This window comes from Bradyrhizobium septentrionale (assembly GCF_011516645.4).
Taxonomy (GTDB): domain Bacteria; phylum Pseudomonadota; class Alphaproteobacteria; order Rhizobiales; family Xanthobacteraceae; genus Bradyrhizobium; species Bradyrhizobium septentrionale.
The window spans coordinates 4,092,562-4,110,085 of record NZ_CP088285.1 but is presented as its reverse complement, the minus strand read 5'-3'; the positions used below and the strand labels follow the sequence as shown (position 1 = coordinate 4,110,085).

Here is a 17,524-nt window from a genome sequence, read left to right as displayed (position 1 = left end):
TCACGCCTCCGGCTCGAAGATCGTGGCGTCGAAGATCGTGACTTGCACCGGCGTCGGGAAAAAGCCGTTGCAGGGATTGTTGATCTGCGGACAGTTCGAGATCAGGCACAGCACATCCATCTCGGCCACCAGCTCGATGGCGTCGCCAGGCTTGGAGACGCCGTCGACCACGGTGAAATTGCCGGCAGGGTCGATCGGCACGTTCATGAAGAAGTTCAGGTTCGGCACGATGTCGCGCTTCGACATGCCGTATTTCGCGGCCTCCAGCACGAAGTTCTCACGGCAGGCGTGCTGGTAGCGGGTCTGGTGCCCGAACCGCACCGTGTTGCTTTCGCAGGAGCAGGCACCCGCCGACGTGTCGTGCAGGCCGCAGCTGTCGGCCACCACGCGCAGCATCACGCTGCCTTCATTGGACATGATCCGCGTGCCGAGCCCGACATAGGCCGAGCCCTGCGCACGCAGCGTATCCTGCCCGCTGTAGCGCTCCCCGAAGTCGTCGGCACGATAGAACAGCGTGTCGACCGCCTGCTGGCCATGAGTATCTGTGATCCGCAGCGTCTGTCCCTTGCGGATAACGGCCGACCACGGCTTGCGCGCGGGAATTTCGGCGTCGAGAACGATGCGGCCGGCGGTCCGAGCGGATTGCGTGGTCATCGCAAGGCTCCTTCCGAGGTCTCGCCGAAATACAACGCATTGTTCTCAAAGGCACGGATCGCCTCCGCGGTCGCGGTGCGGCACAAATCGTCGGCCGCGGGCGCATCGGCGCGATGGCGCACGACCTCCGCGCTCGCCTGCGGATAGGTTTTCGCGGGATCGAGCGGATGCGGACAGTTCGACAGCGCAATCAACAGATCCATCTCCGCGCGCAGATCGACGAAATCGCCCTTTTGCCGGCGCGCGCCGGACCAGACAAATCTGCCGTCGGCGTCGATTGCGACCGGTGCAAAGAAGCTGACGCAGGGGTGGACGTCGCGGCGATCGAGCCCGAGCTTGGCGGCGGCCAGGATGAAATTGTCGCGGGTGTTGCGGAAATTGCCGTCGCCGTATTTCGCCTGGTTGGTCGCCGCGGTCGAGCCGCCGACCACGGCATCATGCGCAGCGCTGGTGTCCTCGGTGATGCCGAGCAGCGCGCGCCCCATGTCCGACAGCAGCACGCGTCCCTTCTGCAGCCGTGCCGCCCACTGCACCTTGATGGTGTCGGCGTGGTTGAGCCGCTCGGTGATGTCGGCGCTGTTCCAGGCGAGCAGGCTGACGGTGGATGTCCCTGACGTGTTGACGATGCGCAGCGCCTCGCCGCGGTTCAGCCGCGTGGTCCAGTACCAGCCGGCCGGAATCGTTTCCCGATGAATTACCGTGTCGGCGGCGATCGGCGCGGCGTCGCGCGAAGTCGGCTGTGGCAGCGCGCGCGGCGCGTGCTCCTGCCCCGCCGCCTTCAACTCGTTGTAGCGTCGGGTATGCGCCGCGACCTCGGCCTTCTGTTCCTCTGTGAGGATCATGGTTGCTCCTTCAAGACGAGAGCGCCGGGCCGTCCCGGCTGATGCTCCTTGCCTGACCGGGTCGTCCCGATCGGAGCTGGTTGAACTGATGACCGCAGCTCGGCGCTGCGGCGCGGGAAGATCTCGAGGTCGCGCGACACCGTGGCGCCGTAGAGCTCGCGCTCCTCGGGCCGGTTGCGCTGGCGCTCCAGCGCGATCACGCGGGTTGCGAGCCCGAACGCTTCACTGAGGTCGTGCGTCACCATCACGACGGTCAGATGGGTCTCGTTCCACAGGCGCTTCATCAAAACATGGATGTCGGCGCGGATTCCCGGATCGAGCGCGCCGAACGGCTCGTCGAGCAGCAGGATTTTTGGCCCGCGCATGATCGCCTGCGCCAGCGCGAGGCGCTGCTGCATGCCGCCCGACAGCGCGGACGGATATTTGTTCTCCTGACCGGCGAGCCCGACTTCGGCCAGCAGCTTCATGGCGTCGTCAGCGGCGGCGCGGCGCGCGGCGCCGAACAGCCGGGCGGTGAATTTGGCGTCGCGCAATTCGCGGCCAAGCATGACGTTCTGCAAAACGGTCAGATGCGGGAACACCGAGTAGCGCTGAAACACCACGCCGCGGTCGGCATCCGGCTCGCCGGGCAGCGGCTTGCCGTCGACCAGGATCTGGCCGCGGCTCGGCTGCTCCTCGCCGAGCAGCATGCGGAGCAGCGTGGTCTTGCCGCAGCCGGACGGGCCGACCAGCGCAATGAAGGCGCGCGGCTCGACCTCCATCGTGATGCGCTCCAGCACGATGTGGTCGCCGTATTCCTTCCAGACGTCGTCGAAACGGATCGCGCTCATTCCGCCCTCACCGAGGCAAACCAGGGAAACAGCCTGCGTTGCATGACGCGCAGTCCGACATCGATCAGGAACGCCAGCAGCGTGATCCAGGCGACGTAGGGAATGATGACATCCATCGCGAGATAGCGGCGCACCAGGAAGATCCGGTAGCCGAGCCCGGAATCGGAGGCGATCGCCTCGGCGGCGATCAGGAACAGCCAGGCGGGCCCGAGCTGCAGCCGCAGCACATCGATCAGCCGCGGCAGCGTTTGCGGCACCGCGACGCGCAGCGCGATCTGCCAGGTCGAGGCGCCGAGCGTCTGCGCCTTGACGATCTGCTCGCGCGGCAGCTCCTGCACTTTCATCGCGAGATCGCGGATCATGCAGGGCAGCGTCCCGATCACGATCAACGCGATCTTCGAGTTCTCTCCCAGCCCCATCACGATGAACAGGATCGGCAACAATGCCAGCGGCGGCACCATGGAGGTGACGGACACGAACGGCCCGAGCAGGGCGTTGGCGCCCGGCAACAGCCCGATCACGATGCCGAGGACCAGCGCGGCCACCGTCGAGATCGCAAGCGCCGACCCCAGCCGCCCCAGGCTGGCGACGGTGTCGGTGGCCATCAGATAGCTGCCGGTGCGCGGGTCGACCTCGAACGCCATCTGCTTGACGGCCTGCACCATGTTGGGCAGGGCTGGCAGCAGCTTGTCGTTCGGGTTTTGCGTGAGCCGCGCGCTGGAGCCGGCGAAGTAGGCGATTGCGACCAACAGGAACGGCAGCGCGAGGAGATAGAATCGCGTCTGCCGTCCCGGCCGTATGTTCACAAGTCGCATGGTCGGCTCCTGCCTGAGGCGGGCGATACGTCAGAGCTTGGCGTCAGAGCTTGCCCTTGGCGGCTTCGTCCATGTAGGTCGAGTCGAAGCGCAGCTTGACGTTCGACTTGTCGCCCAGCACCGACTTGTCGGCGAGCTCGATGCCGACGGCGTCGGCCGATTTCGCGCCCTTGCCGAGCAGATCCTTCTCGAACAGGAACTTGCGGACGCGATCCATCGTCACGCCGACCGTCTGGCTGCGCGTAAAAGCTTCGGCATCGGTGGCCTTGTCGAACAGTTTGGTGGTCGAGAGCTGGCTGTCGAAACCGGCGAGATCGGTGCCGGAGGCCTTGGCCATCGCCTCCTTGGCGACCTTCGCGGCGGAATCGTTCGCCGTCATTTTGGAGATCGTCTCGTACCAGATGCCGACCAGCGCCTTGGCGAAGTCGGGATTGTCCTTGGCAACCGCCGTGTTCACCACCATCAGGTCCATGATCTCGCCGGGGATCTGCGAGGAATCGAACACCTTCTTGGCGTCGGGCGAGCCGAGGATTTCCGTCACGATCGGATTCCAGGTCACGACCGCGCTGACGTCGGGCGTCTTGTAGGCCGCCGCGATATCAGCGTCGGAGGTGTTGATGACCTTGACGTCCTTCTCGCTCAACTTGCTGGTCTCGAGCGCGCGCGCCAGCAGATAATGCGACACCGAGAACTCGACCAGATTGACGGTCTGCCCCTTGATCGCGGCGAGATCGGCCTTGTTCTTGAGGATCACGGCGTCATTGCCGTTGGAGAAGTCGCCCATCACGACCGCAGTGGTGTCGACGCCGCCGGCGGCAGGAATCGACAGCGCGTCCATGTTGGTGATGGTGACGGCGTCATAGCCGCCGGCGGTGTACTGGTTGATCGATTCGACGTAGTCGTTGAACTGCTTGACCTCGATCGCGATGCCGTATTTGTCGGCCCACTTCTTGACGATGCCGGTGTCGGCCGCATAGCCCCACGGCATCCACCCGACATAGATCGACCAGGCGACCTTGAAGCTTTTCTTCGGCGCGGCGTCGGCGCTGGAAGCGGCCGCGAGCGCAACTGCGCAGCCGATGACAACAGAGCGAAGGAAGAAACTGAATTTGTGCATTGCCGATCCCTCTTGCGAAACTTCACAAAAAGGGACTGGCGAAAAGACCATCGCTCCGCCAATCCCTTGGCTAACGAGGTCTCCCGGGCTTTTATCCCGCCGTGCACCTGCGGGGATGTCTCCCCCGCAAGCGGCTGCTCTCGGACCAGCACCCTGTCTCTCAAGGTCGGAACCCTAGCGGCCAACTCGACGCCTTCGATGCACGAGGCGTGCCACAGCGCCGGAATTTGAATCTCATAAGATTTTTTGGCGCGGGTCGCTCGGCTGCCACGACCGCCTGCTTAAAAACCACGCAGACCTGCCTAGAAAAGCTTCTGTCCTTTCGCCCGCGACGTCAGCAGGATGCCGCCATTGCTGATGTCGAGGGGGAAGTTCGATGCGCAAGCTTTTGAGTGCCTTGTGCGACGGCCTCTGGCGTGGCCTGCATGGCCGCTACGGCCTGGCGCCGCGATGCGACGCTGGCGATCCGAAGCGGACCACGACGCGGACTCGCTAATGCGCAGCCATAGCCTGATCGATGCGAGTTGGACGAGCGCAAGGTAGATGGCAGCAAGCCTGTCCTATCGCGTCGCGCCCCGACGACGTTGCTTGATTCTATTCACCTGGGGCTCGCAGATCGAACGACGAAGAATCCGCTCCTGCGCTCGGCCCGCCAAGCGCAAGGCTTTGCCGGGCATTGGGGTTACCCCTTCTGAGTCGATCAGCCTGCCAGCAGAAACCTTCTTGATCGGTTGGCCGCAGGATTCGCTTCGGGAATTGGTGGCAAGTCCGCCCTCCCGGAGGACTGCCCCGGGGAAGATCTATCAATCTGGGACTTGTAGGACTCCCGATCCGCTGTCATCTTGAAACATGCGGAACTCGCATGGCTGTTGCCCAAAACGGGCCGGCATCACCATAAGCAGGGGCGAACCAACGCGCCGGTTTTTGGGATCGAGACCGACATGGCCGGTGGCGGATCGTTTGACACGTTCCCCAAATTGCTGCTGCGGAATGCAGCGCAGTTAGGCACGCGTCCGGCGTTTCGGCACAAGGATCTTGGCATCTGGCAGAGCTGGACCTGGGCTCAAGTTGCCGGGATCGTGCGTGCCTATGCCGCGGGTCTGCATCGCCTTGGCTTGCGGCCGGGCGAGACAATCGCCGTTGTCGGCTCCAATCGGCCGAAGCTTTACTGGACCATGATGGCAGCGCAGGTGCTCCGCGCAATTCCCGTTCCGGTTTACGCGGATGCGGTGGCCGACGAACTTGCCTTTGTTCTCGCCCACGCCGAGGCGAAGCTGGTCGCGGCGCAAGACCAGGAGCAGGTCGACAAGGTCCTCTCGGTGTCCGATCGACTGCCGCAACTCGACAAGATCGTCTATGACGAGCCGCGCGGCCTTGAGGGCTATGATCACAGTCGATCGATTGCAATCGACGATGTCATCGACGACGGCCGCGCGGCACTTGCCGCTGATGCGGCACTGAGCGAACGAATTGATGAATTGGTTCAGACAGGCAACGGTTCTGATATCGCGGTCATCCTCTACACCTCGGGAACGACCGGCGCGCCGAAGGGCGTCATGCTGTCCTCGCGAGGCTGCATCGATGCCGCAATCGATACCACGCGATTCGATGGACTGACCGACCAGGACGTGGTGCTCGCCTATCTGCCGCTTGCCTGGGCGGGCGATCACTACGTCAGCTATGTGCAGGGCCTCGTGGCTGGATACTGCATGGCGTGTCCCGAAAACAGCGACACGATCGAGCAGGATCGGCATGAGCTCGGACCAACCTTCTACCTGGCTCCGCCGCGAATTTTCGAGGCCATGTTGACGCGGCTGATGGTCCGCATGGAGGACGCTGCGCCGATCAAGCGGCGGATGTTCAACTACTTTCTCGACGTCGGGCGCCGGTATGGCGAGCAGGTCCTGACTGGAAGGCCGGTGCCGCCGTCAGGCCGCTTGCTCTACGCGCTCGGGCGCTGGCTGGTCTACGAGCCCCTCAAGAACGTTCTTGGCATGTCTCGGCTGCGCGTCGCATACACCGGAGGTGAGGCCATCGGTCCGGATCTGTTCGCGTTCTACCGCTCGATCGGTCTGAACCTGAAGCAGCTGTACGGCCAGACCGAAGCGTTCCTCTATGTCACGTGCCAGCCCGATGGCGAGATCCACTCGGATACGGTTGGTCCGCCGGCGCCCAACGTCGACATCCGCATTGCGGAATCGGGCGAAGTGCAGTTTCGCTCGCCCGGCATGTTCCTCGGATATTTCAAGGATCAGGCAAAGACGGCGGAGGCCATGACATCAGACGGATACGTCAGGACCGGCGATGCGGGCTTTTTCGACGAGAAGACCGGGCATCTGAAGATCATCGATCGTGCGAAGGACGTCGGTCGATTGGCTGACGGCACGATGTTTGCCCCGAAGTACCTTGAGAACAAGCTGAAGTTCTATCCCAACATCAAGGAAGCGATCACGTTCGGCGACTCCCGGGATTTCGTCTGCGCCATGCTCAACATCGACCCGGTCGCGGTCGCGAATTGGGCGGAACGCAACAACGTCTCCTACGGATCCTATCTGGAGCTTGCCGGGCATCCGATGGTCTACGACATGGTCGCGAAAGACGTCGCCGAGGTGAACCGCTCGCTTGCCAAGGAGAAGCTGTTTGCGGGCGCCCAGATTCGCCGCTTCCTCATTCTGCACAAGGAACTCGACGCGGATGACGGCGAACTGACCCGCACGCAGAAGGTGCGCCGCCGCTTCATCGCCGAACGCTATGCGCCGTTGGTCACGGCACTCTACAACGGAGCGCATGACGCCGACATTTCCACGGACGTGACTTTTGAGGATGGCCGGAAGGGCACGATCGCGGCACGGGTCAAGGTTCGCGACATGCAAGTCATCGCTCCGGCAGAATCGCTGGGAAAAGCAGCATGAGAGCGCCGGACACCAACGAAATCCTGCTGCAGGTCGAGGGCGTGGCACTGGCCTTTGGCGGCGTCAAGGCGCTGCGGGACGTTTCGTTCAACGTCAGAAAAGGCGAGATTCGCGCCATCATCGGCCCAAACGGCGCCGGCAAAACCTCGATGCTGAACGTCGTCAACGGCTTCTATCATCCCAATCATGGCGCCATCACCTTCAAGGGGCGCACCCGGGCCAAAATGCAGCCTTTCGAGGCGGCGCGCGGCGGCATCGCGCGCACCTTTCAGAATGTCGCCCTGTTCAAGGGCATGAGCGCGCTCGACAACATCATGGCAGGCCGCACCTTGAAGGTGCGCCGGGGGCTGTTGTGGCAGGTGCTGCGTTATGGCCCTGCTCTCGCAGAGGAGATCGAGCACCGGCGCAAGGTCGAGGAGATCATCGACTTTCTGGAGATCGAGACAATCCGCAAGGTACCTGTCGGGCGTTTGCCATACGGCTTGCAGAAGCGTGTCGAACTCGGCCGCGCTCTGGCGATGGAGCCCGACCTTCTTCTCCTCGACGAGCCGATGGCAGGCATGAACCTCGAGGAGAAGGCGGACATGTCGCGCTTCATCATCGATGTGAACAATCATTACGGCACGACCATCGCCCTGATCGAGCACGACATGGCCGTGGTCATGGATCTGTCGGATCGCGTAGCGGTGCTTGATCACGGCGTAAAGATCGCAGACGGCACGCCTGATGAAGTGAAGAGAAGTCAAGCCGTGATCGACGCATATCTTGGCGTCGCGCATTGAGGTGCGTCCATGATCGCACTGGGTCAGTTTCTCGAGGTCCTGATCGGCGGATTGATGTCCGGCGTGCTCTATTCGCTGGTCGCGCTCGGCTTCGTGCTGATCTTCAAGGCATCCGGCGTATTCAATTATGCGCAGGGAGCAATGGTATTGCTCGCGGGGTTGGCGCTGGTTCGGTCCCTCGACCTCCTGGTCGGCAATGGCTTTCCGCTTTGGGTCGCGGTCGTCCTCGCTGTCGGGTTTGCCGCCGTGATCATGGCGGCAACGGCCTGGCTCATCGAGCGGTTCGTGATCGGACCTCTGGTCAACCAGGACGGCCTGACGCTGTTCATGTCGACGATCGGCGTGACATTCGTCATCGAGGGCGCCGCGGAGATGATCTTCGGATCGGATGTCTACCCGTTGCGGCTGTTCCCGACCGACGCCTGGTTTTTGTTTGAAGGCTTGTTCCCGGGTGGGATTCTGGTCAACAAGCTGGATGTCTGGGGCGCACTGATCGCAGGCATCCTGGTCGCCGGCCTCGCGATTTTCTTTCAGCGTACCAAGACCGGTCGTGCACTCAGGGCCGTGGCCGACGACCATTTGGCCGCGCATTCAGTCGGTATCCCGATCAGTTGGATCTGGTTCGTCGTCTGGCTTGCCGCCGGCCTCGTTGCGCTGGTCGCGGCGACCGTGTGGGGGACCAAGCTCGGCGTGCAGTTCTCCATCACTTTTCTCGCGCTGAAGGCGCTACCGGTTCTGATCATCGGAGGCCTCACCTCGATTCCGGGAGCCATCGTCGGCGGGCTCATCGTGGGGGCGGGCGAGAAGCTTGCCGAGGCGTATCTAGGGCCATCCATCGGTGGCGGTATCGAATATTGGTTTGCGTTTGTGTTGGCGTTGGCGGTGCTGCTCGTGCGGCCGCAGGGGCTGTTCGGCGAGCGGATCATCGAACGTATCTGAGACAAGGAGTTCGTCGTGCTTTATCGCGAGGCCGGCCAGTTCAAGACGAGTTATGCGGAGGACATGGCGATCTTTCCGATCCGTCAGGACCGTATTGCGCTCGCCGTCCTGCTCGCGATTGCTTTCGTTGGCGTGCCGTTGTTGGCCACCTTCCGTATCTGGCCGTTCCGCACCGACTATCTGTTGTGGGCGATCTTACTGCCCTTCCTTATCCTGGCGCTCGCCGCCATCGGCACGAACATACTTGTCGGCTATTGCGGCCAGATTTCGCTCGGCAGCGGCGCGTTCATGGCCATCGGCGCCTATTCCGCCTACAAGCTGGCGACAGGCGTTCATATCCCGCTTGCCTGGCTTGGCTTCGCGATCTCGATGCCGCCGTTGCCCGTGCTGGCATCCATTCTGCTTGGCGGGTTCACGGCGGCGGGTGCCGGAATCCTGTTCGGCATTCCCAGTCTGCGGATCAAGGGTCTCTACCTGGCGGTCGCAACGCTCGCCGCGCAGTTCTTCTTCGATTGGGCGTTCCTGCGAATTCCGTGGTTCACCAACTACGCCCCGTCGGGATCGGTCAATGCACCGGCGCTGGACTTCTTCGGCATGGTCGTTAGCACGCCGGTCGAGCGCTACCTGCTGTGTCTGCTCTTCGTGACCGTGATGGCGGTGTTGGCGAAGAATCTCGTTCGCGGCAATCTCGGCAGGCAGTGGATGGCGATCCGCGACATGGATATCGCCGCCGAACTGATCGGCATCCGGCCGCTCTATGCAAAACTCACGGCTTTCGCGGTCTCTTCGTTCATCATCGGGGTGGCGGGTGCGCTCTGGGCGTTCGTCTACCTCGGTTCATGGGAGCCGCTTGCGTTCTCGATCGACCGCTCGCTGGAGCTTTTGTTCATGGTCATCATCGGCGGGCTCGGATCGATCATGGGTTCGTTCATCGGGGCGGCTTTCATCCTCATCGTGCCGATCATGCTGAATGTGATTCCAACCGAACTCGGCCTGCCACTGTCGACGCAAACGATCACGCACCTCCAGTTCATCATCTTCGGATCTTTGATCTGTTATCTGCTCATCAAGGAACCCCATGGCTTCGCCCGGCTGATATCGATCGGCAAGGAGAAGCTCAGACTTTGGCCGTTTCCATATTGAAGGAGCGATCGCACCTCGATCGCAACGCGGATGGCGGCCGCTGACAACCGAGAGGAAAGAAGCATCGCAGACGGAAAGAGGGGCTTTAAGGAGGAGGATATCAATATGGCAAGTATTGCACGCAGTGTCTTGATACTGGCGACCGCCTTGGCCGGCGCGGCGTTCAGCGCACCGGCCGCAGCGCAAAACGAGCAGTTCATTCCAATTCTGTCCTACCGGACCGGACCGTACGCCGTGAATGGCGCGCCCTACGCAAACGGCGTTGCCGACTACTACAACCTGATCAACGAGCGCGACGGCGGCATCAACGGCGTCAAGCTTCTGGTCGAGGAGTGCGAGACCGCCTACGCGACCGACAAAGGCGTCGAGTGCTATGAGCGTCTCAAGAGCAAGGGTCCAACCGGCGCGGCCTTCATCAATCCGCTGTCGACCGGCATCACCTTCGCGCTCACCGAAAAGACCGCGACCGACAAGATCCCGATCATCACGATGGGGTACGGCCGTGCCGATTCCAAGAACGGCGCGGTGTTCGCGTATAATTTTCCGTTGCTCGGCACTTATTGGTCCGCGGCGGATATCGCGATCCAGCACGCCGCCAAGGAGCTCGGCGGGTTCGACAAGCTGAAAGGCAAGAAGATTTCGCTGCTGTATCATGACAGCCCGTATGGCAAGGAGCCGATCCCGATGCTGCAGGTGTTGGCCCAGAAATACAGCTTTGAGTTCACGCCGATCCCGGTCACGCATCCCGGCGTCGAGCAGAAGTCGCAATGGCTGGCGATCCGCCAGAATCGGCCGGACTATGTGCTGGTCTGGGGCTGGGGCGTCATGAACAGCACGGCGATCAAGGAAGCGGCGGCCGTCGCCTATTCGCGCGACAAGATGATCGGTGTTTGGTGGTCGGGCGCCGAGCCGGATGTGACGCCGGCAGGTGATCAAGCCGCCGGCTACAAGTCGCTGATGCTTCAGCATGGTGCAGGAAAATATCCCGCTCACACTGACATAGAGAAGCACGTCTACACCAAGGGCAAGGGTTCGACAGAACCTGGCAAGATCGGCGAAGTTCTCTACAACCGCGGCATGACGAACGCCATGCTCGGCGTGGAGGCGATCCGCAAGGCGCACGAAAAGTTCGGCAAGAAACCGCTGACGGGCGAGCAGGTCCGTTGGGGGCTTGAGAACCTCATCCTCACCGCTGATCGGATCAAGGAACTCGGCTTTGAGGGGATGTTGAAGCCGGTCAGCATTTCCTGCTCCGACCACGAGGGCGCGCGCTACGGGCGCGTCCAGCAATGGGACGGCAAGGGTTGGAAAGTGATCTCCGACTGGTACACGGCCGACGAATCGCTCATCGAACCGCTCGTCGCTGATGTGTCCGCGAAGTATGCCGCGGAGAAGAAGATCACGCCGCGCGACTGCGCGAAAGAAACCTGAGCCCGTGCAAGTGATCCGGGAGGCAGGTTTGCCTGCTCCCGGATCCTGCCACAGTTTGGAGGTCTGCGCGTGTCAATCGCCAAGGTCGTCGCTGCGACGGAAGCGGAAGCTCTAATTCTATCGGTCAACAACATCGAGGTTGTCTACGATCACGTCATCCTCGTGTTGAAGGGCGTCTCGCTGGAGGTCCCGCGAGGCGGCATTGTCGCGCTTCTCGGCGCCAACGGCGCCGGCAAGACGACGACGCTGAAGGCGATCTCCAATCTGCTGCACGCAGAGCGCGGCGAGGTCACCAAGGGCTCGATCCTGTTCAACGGCGTCGAGGTGAAGTCCCTGTCGCCAAACGACGTGGTGCGACGCGGCTGCATTCAGGTGATGGAGGGGCGGCGCGCCTTCCCTCATCTTACGGTCGAAGAGAATCTCCTGACCGGCGCCTTCACGCGCAGGGATGGCAAGTTCGCGATCACGCAGGATCTGGAACGGGTCTATGCCTATTTCCCCCGCCTCAAGGAGCGACGCGGTTCCACCGCCGGCTATACCTCGGGCGGCGAACAGCAGATGTGTGTGATCGGGCGCGCGCTGATGTCGCGCCCGAAGATGATCCTGCTCGACGAACCTTCGATGGGCCTCGCGCCGCAGATCGTCGAAGAGATCTTTGACATCGTGAAGGACCTCAACGTCAAGGAGGGTGTATCGTTTCTTCTGGCCGAGCAGAACACCAATATGGCGCTCAGATATGCGAGCCACGGCTACATCCTCGAGAACGGCCGCGTGGTGATGGACGGCGAAGCGCGTGCGCTCGCCGCAAACGAGGACGTCAAGGAGTTCTATCTTGGCATCGCCGGCGACAAGCGAAAATCATATCGCGATGTGAAGCACTACAAGCGGCGCAAGCGTTGGCTCGCTTAGCCGATGGCAACGTTTGCCTTTGAGCGGCCAGGGAGGCCCTGACACGTGTCACCGCTCAGATCTTCACAGTGTTGACCGCGACGCTCTCCTTGTAGGCCGGCCTTGCTGTGACGCGATCGAGATACGGCGTCGCGACGTCGCAGACCCCGACGCCGTAATCGATCGCCCACACCAGGCAGGTCGTCAGCAGGATATCCGCGCTGGTGAATTGATCGCCCATCAGATATTGGCGGCCGTCCGACAACGCGACCTCGACGTGCCGCAGTTGCTGACGGAAATACTCCGCAGCCTTTCCGACCACGTCGGGAGCGTGGCCGTAGATATGGGCGAGGCCCTTGAGGCCATGGCGGCGCATCACGTAGAGGCTGGTCGAGTCCAGTTCGGCCACGATGAAGAAGCACCATTCCAGCCATCGCGCGAAATCGTGCTCCTCGACCGGGACAAGCGAGATATTCGGGTTGGAATAATGGCGCGCCAGATAGGCGACGATGGCGGCACTCTCCCCGATCGTGAAGTCGCCGTCCTGCAGCAGCGGGATTTTCTGACGCGGATTGAGCAAGGTGTATTCCGGCGTCTTGGTCTCGCCGGAGCGCGGCAGGATCGGCTTGCAGTGATAATCCAGTCCCAATTCGTGCAGCGCCCAATGGGCCCGGATCGTCCGCGATGTCCCTACCCCCCACAGCGTCAGCGTTTCCGGCATGGCGTCACCATTTCTCGACGGAGGGACGCAGATCCAGCTCGTGGCTCCAGCCGTCGCGGCTCTGCTGGTGCAGGAACCAGTAGGCCTCCGCGATCGAAGACGTGCGGGTCAGGGTATCAGGCGGGATCGCCGACGCCTCGATGCCCGTGGCGGCCTTCATGCGCTGGTGGATGGCCGGGCTGTCGACGCCGGCATCGATCAGGAGATGGGCGACATGGATGTTCTTCGGCCCGAGCTCGCGCGCCATCGCCTGGGCGACCGCGCGCAGACCGAACTTGGCGGATGCGAATGCCGCAAAGCCGCTGCTGCCGCGCACGCTGGCGGTAGCTCCCGTGAACAGCATGGTGCCGCGGCCATGCCGCAGCATGTGCCTTGTCGCCTCGCGCCCGACCAGGAAGCCGGCGAAGCAGGCGAGCTCCCAGGCCTTGAAGAACAGTTTTTCGCTGGTCTCGTGCAGCTCCTTCCTGACGTTCGAGCCCGCATTGAACAGGCAGACCTCGATCGGCCCGAACTCGCGCTCGACCCGCTCGCAGAGCTCCTGCACCTCGGTCTCGCGCCGCGCATCAACGCTGAGCGCATGCACCTGGCCTCCGGCGCCGGTCAGCTCCTCTACCAGCGCGCTCGATTTCGCGGCATCGCGCCGCGCGATGCAGACGGTGTAACCGCCGGTCGCGAAGCGTCGCGCCACCGCGGCGCCGATCGCATCGCCCGCGCCAACCAGCAAGGCAGTCTTGTTTGTCTCGGCCATAGGACATCTCCCACCGACGGCGGTTGTTCTGTTCAAGGATAGTGACGTTGCGTGGCGCGGCCGCTCAGACCGCGCGCACGGCCCTCTCGGCGATCATCTGCTCGATGGCCGCATCGCCGTAGCCGAGGTCGCGCAGCACCTCGCGACTGTGCTGGCCGATGCGCGGCGCCGGGCCGCCGATCGCGGCAGCATCGACGTCGAAGCGCGCCGCGGGTTTTGGCTGCCGCACGGTGCCGACCCCGGGCTGCTCCAGTTCGGCGATCAGCCCGCGGGCGACCACCTGCTCGTTGGCGATGATCTCGCCGCGCCGCAGGATCGGCGCGCACGGCACGTCGGCCGCATCGAGCCGCGCCAGCCATTCGGCGGTAGTGTGCCGGCCGATATAGTCCTGCATCCTGTTGATGCGCGCCGTTGCGTTGACCGAGCGCGAAGCCGGCGTGGCGAAACGCGGATCATTGGCCAGTTCCGGATCGCCGGTGGCCCTGCAGAAGCCCTGCCATTCGGAATCGGAGATGGTCCCGCAGGTTAGGTAACCGTCCGAGGTCTGGAACACGAGATCGGGACGGTCGTTCGGATCCGACGTGGTCTGCTCGCGGCCGACCACCGTGTATTGCATCATGCCTTCCGGCCAGAGATAGGCGATCATCGCGTCCAGCATCGCGACCTGGATATGCTGGCCGCGGCCGGATTTCTCGCGGGCGTACAGCGCCGCGGTGATCGCCTGCGCGGCATAGACCGCCGTCGTCTTGTCGGCCACGATGGTCCGGATCATCTGCGGACGGTTGGTCACCGGCTGCGCCTGGATATCGCAGAAGCCCGAGAGGCCCTGCACGATGGGATCGTAGACCCGCTTCTTGGCGTAAGGCCCGTCTTCGCCGACGCCGCTGATCGAGACATAGATCAGCCGCGGGTTTTTGCTGCGCACCTCGTCCGGACCGAGCCCGAGACGTTCCATCGTGCCGGGCCGGAAATTCTGCACCAGCACGTCGGCCTCGAGCACCAACTTGCCCAGCACGTCCCGCCCGGCATCGGTTTTCATGTCGATCGAGAGCGAGCGCTTGCCGCGGTTCGACGAGATGAACAGCGCCGAGAATTCACCTGTCTTGTCGACATTGGCCCGGCTGCGTCGGGTGATGTCGCCGCCGATCGGTTCGACCTTGAGCACATCGGCGCCCTGATCGGCGAGAAACATCGTCGCGAACGGGCCCGAGACGACACCGGTCAGATCAAGTACGCGAATTCCCGCCAATGGCCCTGACATGCGCTGCTTCCTTCTCCCAATTACGCTACGCCGGCGTACGATGGAGGGTGGGCCTGCGCTTCCGGGAAACCGCCGCGACGTGCAGAAAAGCGCCGAAACTCAGGCCCGGCACTGCTGCCGGAACAGCGACGGGCTCATGCCGGTGGCCTGCCTGAACGTCGACGAGAAATGCTGCGCATGGCTGAAGCCCGACGCCAGCGCGATGCTGGTCACGCTGTCGTCGGTCTCGCCGAGGCGGCGCTTGGCCTGGTCGATGCGCAGATCGAGCACATAGCGATGCGGGCTGGTGCCGGTGCTCTCCTGGAAGGCGCGCAGGAAATGCCGCTTGCTCAGGCCGGCGACATCCGACAGCACCGAAAGCGAGATCGCCTCGCCAAGATTTGCCCGGACGAACTCCTCGATCCTGCGCAGCTTGAGCGCCGGCAATCCGCCGCGGCTCAAGGGCTTCGGCTGCTCCGCGCCGCGCGACAGCCGCGCGATATGGGCCAGCGCCTGGCTGGCCCAGCCCTCGGCAAACAGATCGAACAGATTGTCGGGTGTGGCGGCCTCCTGGCTGAGCTCGGCGAGGCCGCGGCAGAGCTGGTCATGGCCGAACGCAAGCGCCGGCCGTTCGATCACGCCGTTGAGCCGGCTCTGCACGAACTTTGGATCGAGGAACACGACCACATAATCGAACGCCGGCCCGACCGACCATTCGCCCTCGATCTCGGTGCCGGCGGGAAACAGCGCGAGATTGGCCGCCTCGGAGAATTCGGATTCGACCGGCCGGCCATTGATCGTGGCGCGCAATTGCGAGCAGCCGTTGCGGAACCAGAACAGGGTCAGTTCAGGCTGGCGGAAATGCCAGTTCATGCGGGGCCGCGAGGTCCGGCTGAGCAGCTCGACCCGGATCGGCTTCGACCGCGCGATGACGGAGGATACAAGTTCACCGCCGACCTGGCGGACATACCGCTCGGTGCGCGCTTCCTCCATGGGATATCTCCTCCGCGTGTGGCACGGATGGGTGAGTTCTGAATCAGAATTGACTATCCCTGAGGAAAAATCCAGCCCCCTTGTCGCTGGACCGTCGCGGCGCACGGAACCGTGATGCTGCTGATTGCGGCGTCCGCGATCGTCGCACTGAGCGAAGCGGCGCGACCGGGCGAGCGAGACTTAGCGCCGATCAACCGCGCGTATTGCGCCGACGCGCTGGTCATGCCGGCCCGTCACATTGCGCGGCGAACCCGCGCGTTGCGCCAGCGGCGCGAGATCACCGGCAACCAGCCTCACCATCGACGGAGAACACGTTCTCAGATCGCGCGTCGCCCCCGGGCTATGCCTTGGCTTGCCCGATCTGGTCGAGCCACGCCGCAAAGCGCGGATGTTTCACGAACCTCACTTTCACCACCGCCAATTCCTGCTGGAAGACAGGCAGGGAGAGCACCCTTTCGATATCGGGCTCCCTGATCTTCCAGATCCCCGGCGGAATGAAGCCATGGACCTTGAGTTCAAAGAGCTCGAAGATCGAGAAGATGACTTCATGCACAATCCGGCGCTCGTCCGGCGTCATCTCAATGGTGCCGTCAGCGCCCTCGTCATGGAACGCCGCCGTTGGCAGGCGGCGTCGCAGGTCGGAAATGCGGTCGGAATATCTGAGGAAGATATCGGCGCCGAGCCGCCGGTTGTTGGTGTGGAGCGCAGTGTAGATCGCCGTGATGCCGACGATGATAGTCCCGAGCGTCATGAATTTCAGGATGTGATCGAGCACCGCGATTTCTCCTCCGACCTTCCATGATCACGCGAGAGGCCTTGTGCGACCTCTGGTTCCCGTCCCTTTATTACCGCAGCCGCAGCGATCGTCGAGATGCGGATCACCGAGTTGCCCGACGGCGCAAGCCCCCGCGGCAAAACTGTTTCGGTTTATCGGAATGACAACTCGGTGGTGTGGTTTGCCCGTCTCACCCGATCGAGGGGCGCTTCGCGGTCGTCACGAACGCGGCGTGGCTTTCCCTGCGCCCTCTGCGAGAGAGGGCGGAACGAAGAGCAAAGCTCGGACGATTCATGTCGCGAGAATGCGAAGCTGTATCCCCACCCACACTGTCATCGCCCGGCTCGACCGGGCGATCCAGTACGCCGCGGCATCTCGGCTCAAGCACTGGCGTCTCTGGAATACTGGATCACCCGCCTGCGCGGGTGATGACACCGAGCTAGCTGTTTGACAGGTTGAAGCGGAAGATCGTCGCCGTTGCGAAAGCGTGGCTTGCCGGCTGAAGCTCGCGGCGCCAGTCCGTCTTCGCTTTCACTGTGTTCAAGCTACGCCGGACACGCTTCGCTCTGACGGTCTCCGGCGTGGCTGCGCCACGCGAAGCCCGTCAGGGCGAAGCGTGGTGGGTGCGACAGGGATCGAACCTGTGACCCCTACCATGTCAAGGTAGTGCTCTCCCGCTGAGCTACGCACCCAA

At 63.0% G+C, this 17,524-nt stretch carries 16 protein-coding genes, 1 tRNA gene and 1 riboswitch; of the genes, 6 read left to right on the top strand and 11 right to left on the bottom strand.

Going from position 1 to position 17,524, the window contains the following annotated elements; all coding sequences use genetic code 11:
• From HAP48_RS21265 to HAP48_RS21245, 5 genes are read right to left on the bottom strand one after another with little or no spacing between them, the layout of a single operon-like run.
• Nucleotides 1–654, bottom strand: coding sequence for an urea amidolyase associated protein UAAP2 (locus HAP48_RS21265; RefSeq protein WP_166210369.1), 654 nt, complete (start codon nt 652–654; stop codon nt 1–3).
• Nucleotides 651–1,496 carry an urea amidolyase associated protein UAAP1 gene (locus tag HAP48_RS21260; protein WP_166210372.1) on the bottom strand — a complete coding sequence of 282 codons (846 nt, stop codon included), beginning with the start codon at nt 1,494–1,496 and terminating at the stop codon, nt 651–653. The genes HAP48_RS21265 and HAP48_RS21260 overlap by 4 nt, the downstream gene beginning before the upstream one ends.
• Nucleotides 1,493–2,326 (bottom strand): ABC transporter ATP-binding protein, encoded by an 834-nt coding sequence (locus tag HAP48_RS21255; protein WP_166210375.1) that lies wholly within the window; start codon nt 2,324–2,326, stop codon nt 1,493–1,495. Before HAP48_RS21255 ends, HAP48_RS21260 begins: the two co-directional genes overlap by 4 nt.
• Complete coding sequence (locus HAP48_RS21250; RefSeq protein WP_166210378.1) at nt 2,323–3,141, bottom strand: ABC transporter permease; 819 nt, start codon at nt 3,139–3,141, stop codon at nt 2,323–2,325. The genes HAP48_RS21255 and HAP48_RS21250 overlap by 4 nt, the downstream gene beginning before the upstream one ends.
• Nucleotides 3,142–3,184: 43 nt before the next feature.
• Nucleotides 3,185–4,258 (bottom strand): putative urea ABC transporter substrate-binding protein, encoded by a 1,074-nt coding sequence (locus tag HAP48_RS21245; protein WP_166210381.1) that lies wholly within the window; start codon nt 4,256–4,258, stop codon nt 3,185–3,187.
• A 78-nt stretch (nt 4,259–4,336) separates the two neighbouring features.
• Nucleotides 4,337–4,447, bottom strand: a riboswitch (guanidine-I (ykkC/yxkD leader).
• A 752-nt stretch (nt 4,448–5,199) separates the two neighbouring features.
• Here HAP48_RS21245 and HAP48_RS21240 point away from each other — a divergent pair.
• The 6 genes from HAP48_RS21240 to HAP48_RS21215 all read left to right on the top strand — a co-directional run bounded on the left by HAP48_RS21240 (nt 5,200) and on the right by HAP48_RS21215 (nt 12,374).
• Nucleotides 5,200–7,170, top strand: a complete 1,971-nt coding sequence (locus tag HAP48_RS21240) for an AMP-dependent synthetase/ligase (protein ID WP_166210384.1) — start codon at nt 5,200–5,202, stop codon at nt 7,168–7,170.
• The gene (locus HAP48_RS21235) at nt 7,167–7,952 is read left to right on the top strand and encodes an ABC transporter ATP-binding protein (protein WP_166210387.1); all 786 of its coding nucleotides are present in this window, start codon (nt 7,167–7,169) and stop codon (nt 7,950–7,952) included. The genes HAP48_RS21240 and HAP48_RS21235 overlap by 4 nt, the downstream gene beginning before the upstream one ends.
• 9 nt (nt 7,953–7,961) lie before the next feature.
• Entirely contained in the window at nt 7,962–8,891 is a 930-nt protein-coding gene (locus tag HAP48_RS21230) for a branched-chain amino acid ABC transporter permease (protein WP_210292668.1), read from the top strand.
• A 15-nt stretch (nt 8,892–8,906) separates the two neighbouring features.
• On the top strand, nt 8,907–10,034 hold the full coding sequence (locus HAP48_RS21225) for a branched-chain amino acid ABC transporter permease (RefSeq protein ID WP_166210390.1): 1,128 nt from the start codon (nt 8,907–8,909) through the stop codon (nt 10,032–10,034).
• A gap of 105 nt (nt 10,035–10,139) precedes the next feature.
• A complete protein-coding gene (locus HAP48_RS21220) occupies nt 10,140–11,465 on the top strand; it encodes an ABC transporter substrate-binding protein (protein ID WP_166210393.1) in 1,326 nt (441 codons plus the stop codon).
• A gap of 69 nt (nt 11,466–11,534) precedes the next feature.
• On the top strand, nt 11,535–12,374 hold the full coding sequence (locus tag HAP48_RS21215) for an ABC transporter ATP-binding protein (RefSeq protein ID WP_166210396.1): 840 nt from the start codon (nt 11,535–11,537) through the stop codon (nt 12,372–12,374).
• A 55-nt stretch (nt 12,375–12,429) separates the two neighbouring features.
• Here HAP48_RS21215 and HAP48_RS21210 read toward each other — a convergent pair whose 3' ends face one another.
• The 6 genes from HAP48_RS21210 to HAP48_RS21185 form a co-directional block, all read right to left on the bottom strand.
• Entirely contained in the window at nt 12,430–13,074 is a 645-nt protein-coding gene (locus tag HAP48_RS21210) for a glutathione S-transferase family protein (protein WP_029079390.1), read from the bottom strand.
• 4 nt (nt 13,075–13,078) lie between these two features.
• Nucleotides 13,079–13,822: an SDR family NAD(P)-dependent oxidoreductase gene (locus tag HAP48_RS21205; protein WP_166210400.1), complete on the bottom strand. Its 744-nt coding sequence runs from the start codon at nt 13,820–13,822 to the stop codon at nt 13,079–13,081.
• A 64-nt stretch (nt 13,823–13,886) separates the two neighbouring features.
• Nucleotides 13,887–15,083, bottom strand: coding sequence for a CaiB/BaiF CoA transferase family protein (locus tag HAP48_RS21200; protein WP_166210403.1), 1,197 nt, complete (start codon nt 15,081–15,083; stop codon nt 13,887–13,889).
• 99 nt (nt 15,084–15,182) lie between these two features.
• Nucleotides 15,183–16,055, bottom strand: coding sequence for an AraC family transcriptional regulator (locus tag HAP48_RS21195; RefSeq protein ID WP_166210406.1), 873 nt, complete (start codon nt 16,053–16,055; stop codon nt 15,183–15,185).
• A 340-nt stretch (nt 16,056–16,395) separates the two neighbouring features.
• Nucleotides 16,396–16,830 carry a hypothetical protein gene (locus HAP48_RS21190; RefSeq protein WP_166210409.1) on the bottom strand — a complete coding sequence of 145 codons (435 nt, stop codon included), beginning with the start codon at nt 16,828–16,830 and terminating at the stop codon, nt 16,396–16,398.
• A 617-nt stretch (nt 16,831–17,447) separates the two neighbouring features.
• Nucleotides 17,448–17,522 (bottom strand) — tRNA-Val (locus tag HAP48_RS21185).
• Nucleotides 17,523–17,524: the final 2 nt, after the last annotated feature.

Excerpts from the sequence above, each read along its gene's own strand:
- HAP48_RS21240 (WP_166210384.1), top strand. The coding sequence starts at position 5,200 with ATGGCCGGTGGCGGATCGTTTGACACGTTCCCCAAATTGCTGCTGCGG.
- HAP48_RS21195 (WP_166210406.1), bottom strand. The coding sequence starts at position 16,055 with ATGGAGGAAGCGCGCACCGAGCGGTATGTCCGCCAGGTCGGCGGTGAA.
- HAP48_RS21265 (WP_166210369.1), bottom strand. The coding sequence starts at position 654 with ATGACCACGCAATCCGCTCGGACCGCCGGCCGCATCGTTCTCGACGCC.
- HAP48_RS21205 (WP_166210400.1), bottom strand. The coding sequence starts at position 13,822 with ATGGCCGAGACAAACAAGACTGCCTTGCTGGTTGGCGCGGGCGATGCG.
- HAP48_RS21235 (WP_166210387.1), top strand. The coding sequence starts at position 7,167 with ATGAGAGCGCCGGACACCAACGAAATCCTGCTGCAGGTCGAGGGCGTG.
- HAP48_RS21250 (WP_166210378.1), bottom strand. The coding sequence starts at position 3,141 with ATGCGACTTGTGAACATACGGCCGGGACGGCAGACGCGATTCTATCTC.
- HAP48_RS21200 (WP_166210403.1), bottom strand. The coding sequence starts at position 15,083 with ATGTCAGGGCCATTGGCGGGAATTCGCGTACTTGATCTGACCGGTGTC.
- HAP48_RS21260 (WP_166210372.1), bottom strand. The coding sequence starts at position 1,496 with ATGATCCTCACAGAGGAACAGAAGGCCGAGGTCGCGGCGCATACCCGA.
- HAP48_RS21220 (WP_166210393.1), top strand. The coding sequence starts at position 10,140 with ATGGCAAGTATTGCACGCAGTGTCTTGATACTGGCGACCGCCTTGGCC.
- HAP48_RS21210 (WP_029079390.1), bottom strand. The coding sequence starts at position 13,074 with ATGCCGGAAACGCTGACGCTGTGGGGGGTAGGGACATCGCGGACGATC.
- HAP48_RS21255 (WP_166210375.1), bottom strand. The coding sequence starts at position 2,326 with ATGAGCGCGATCCGTTTCGACGACGTCTGGAAGGAATACGGCGACCAC.
- HAP48_RS21230 (WP_210292668.1), top strand. The coding sequence starts at position 7,962 with ATGATCGCACTGGGTCAGTTTCTCGAGGTCCTGATCGGCGGATTGATG.
- HAP48_RS21245 (WP_166210381.1), bottom strand. The coding sequence starts at position 4,258 with ATGCACAAATTCAGTTTCTTCCTTCGCTCTGTTGTCATCGGCTGCGCA.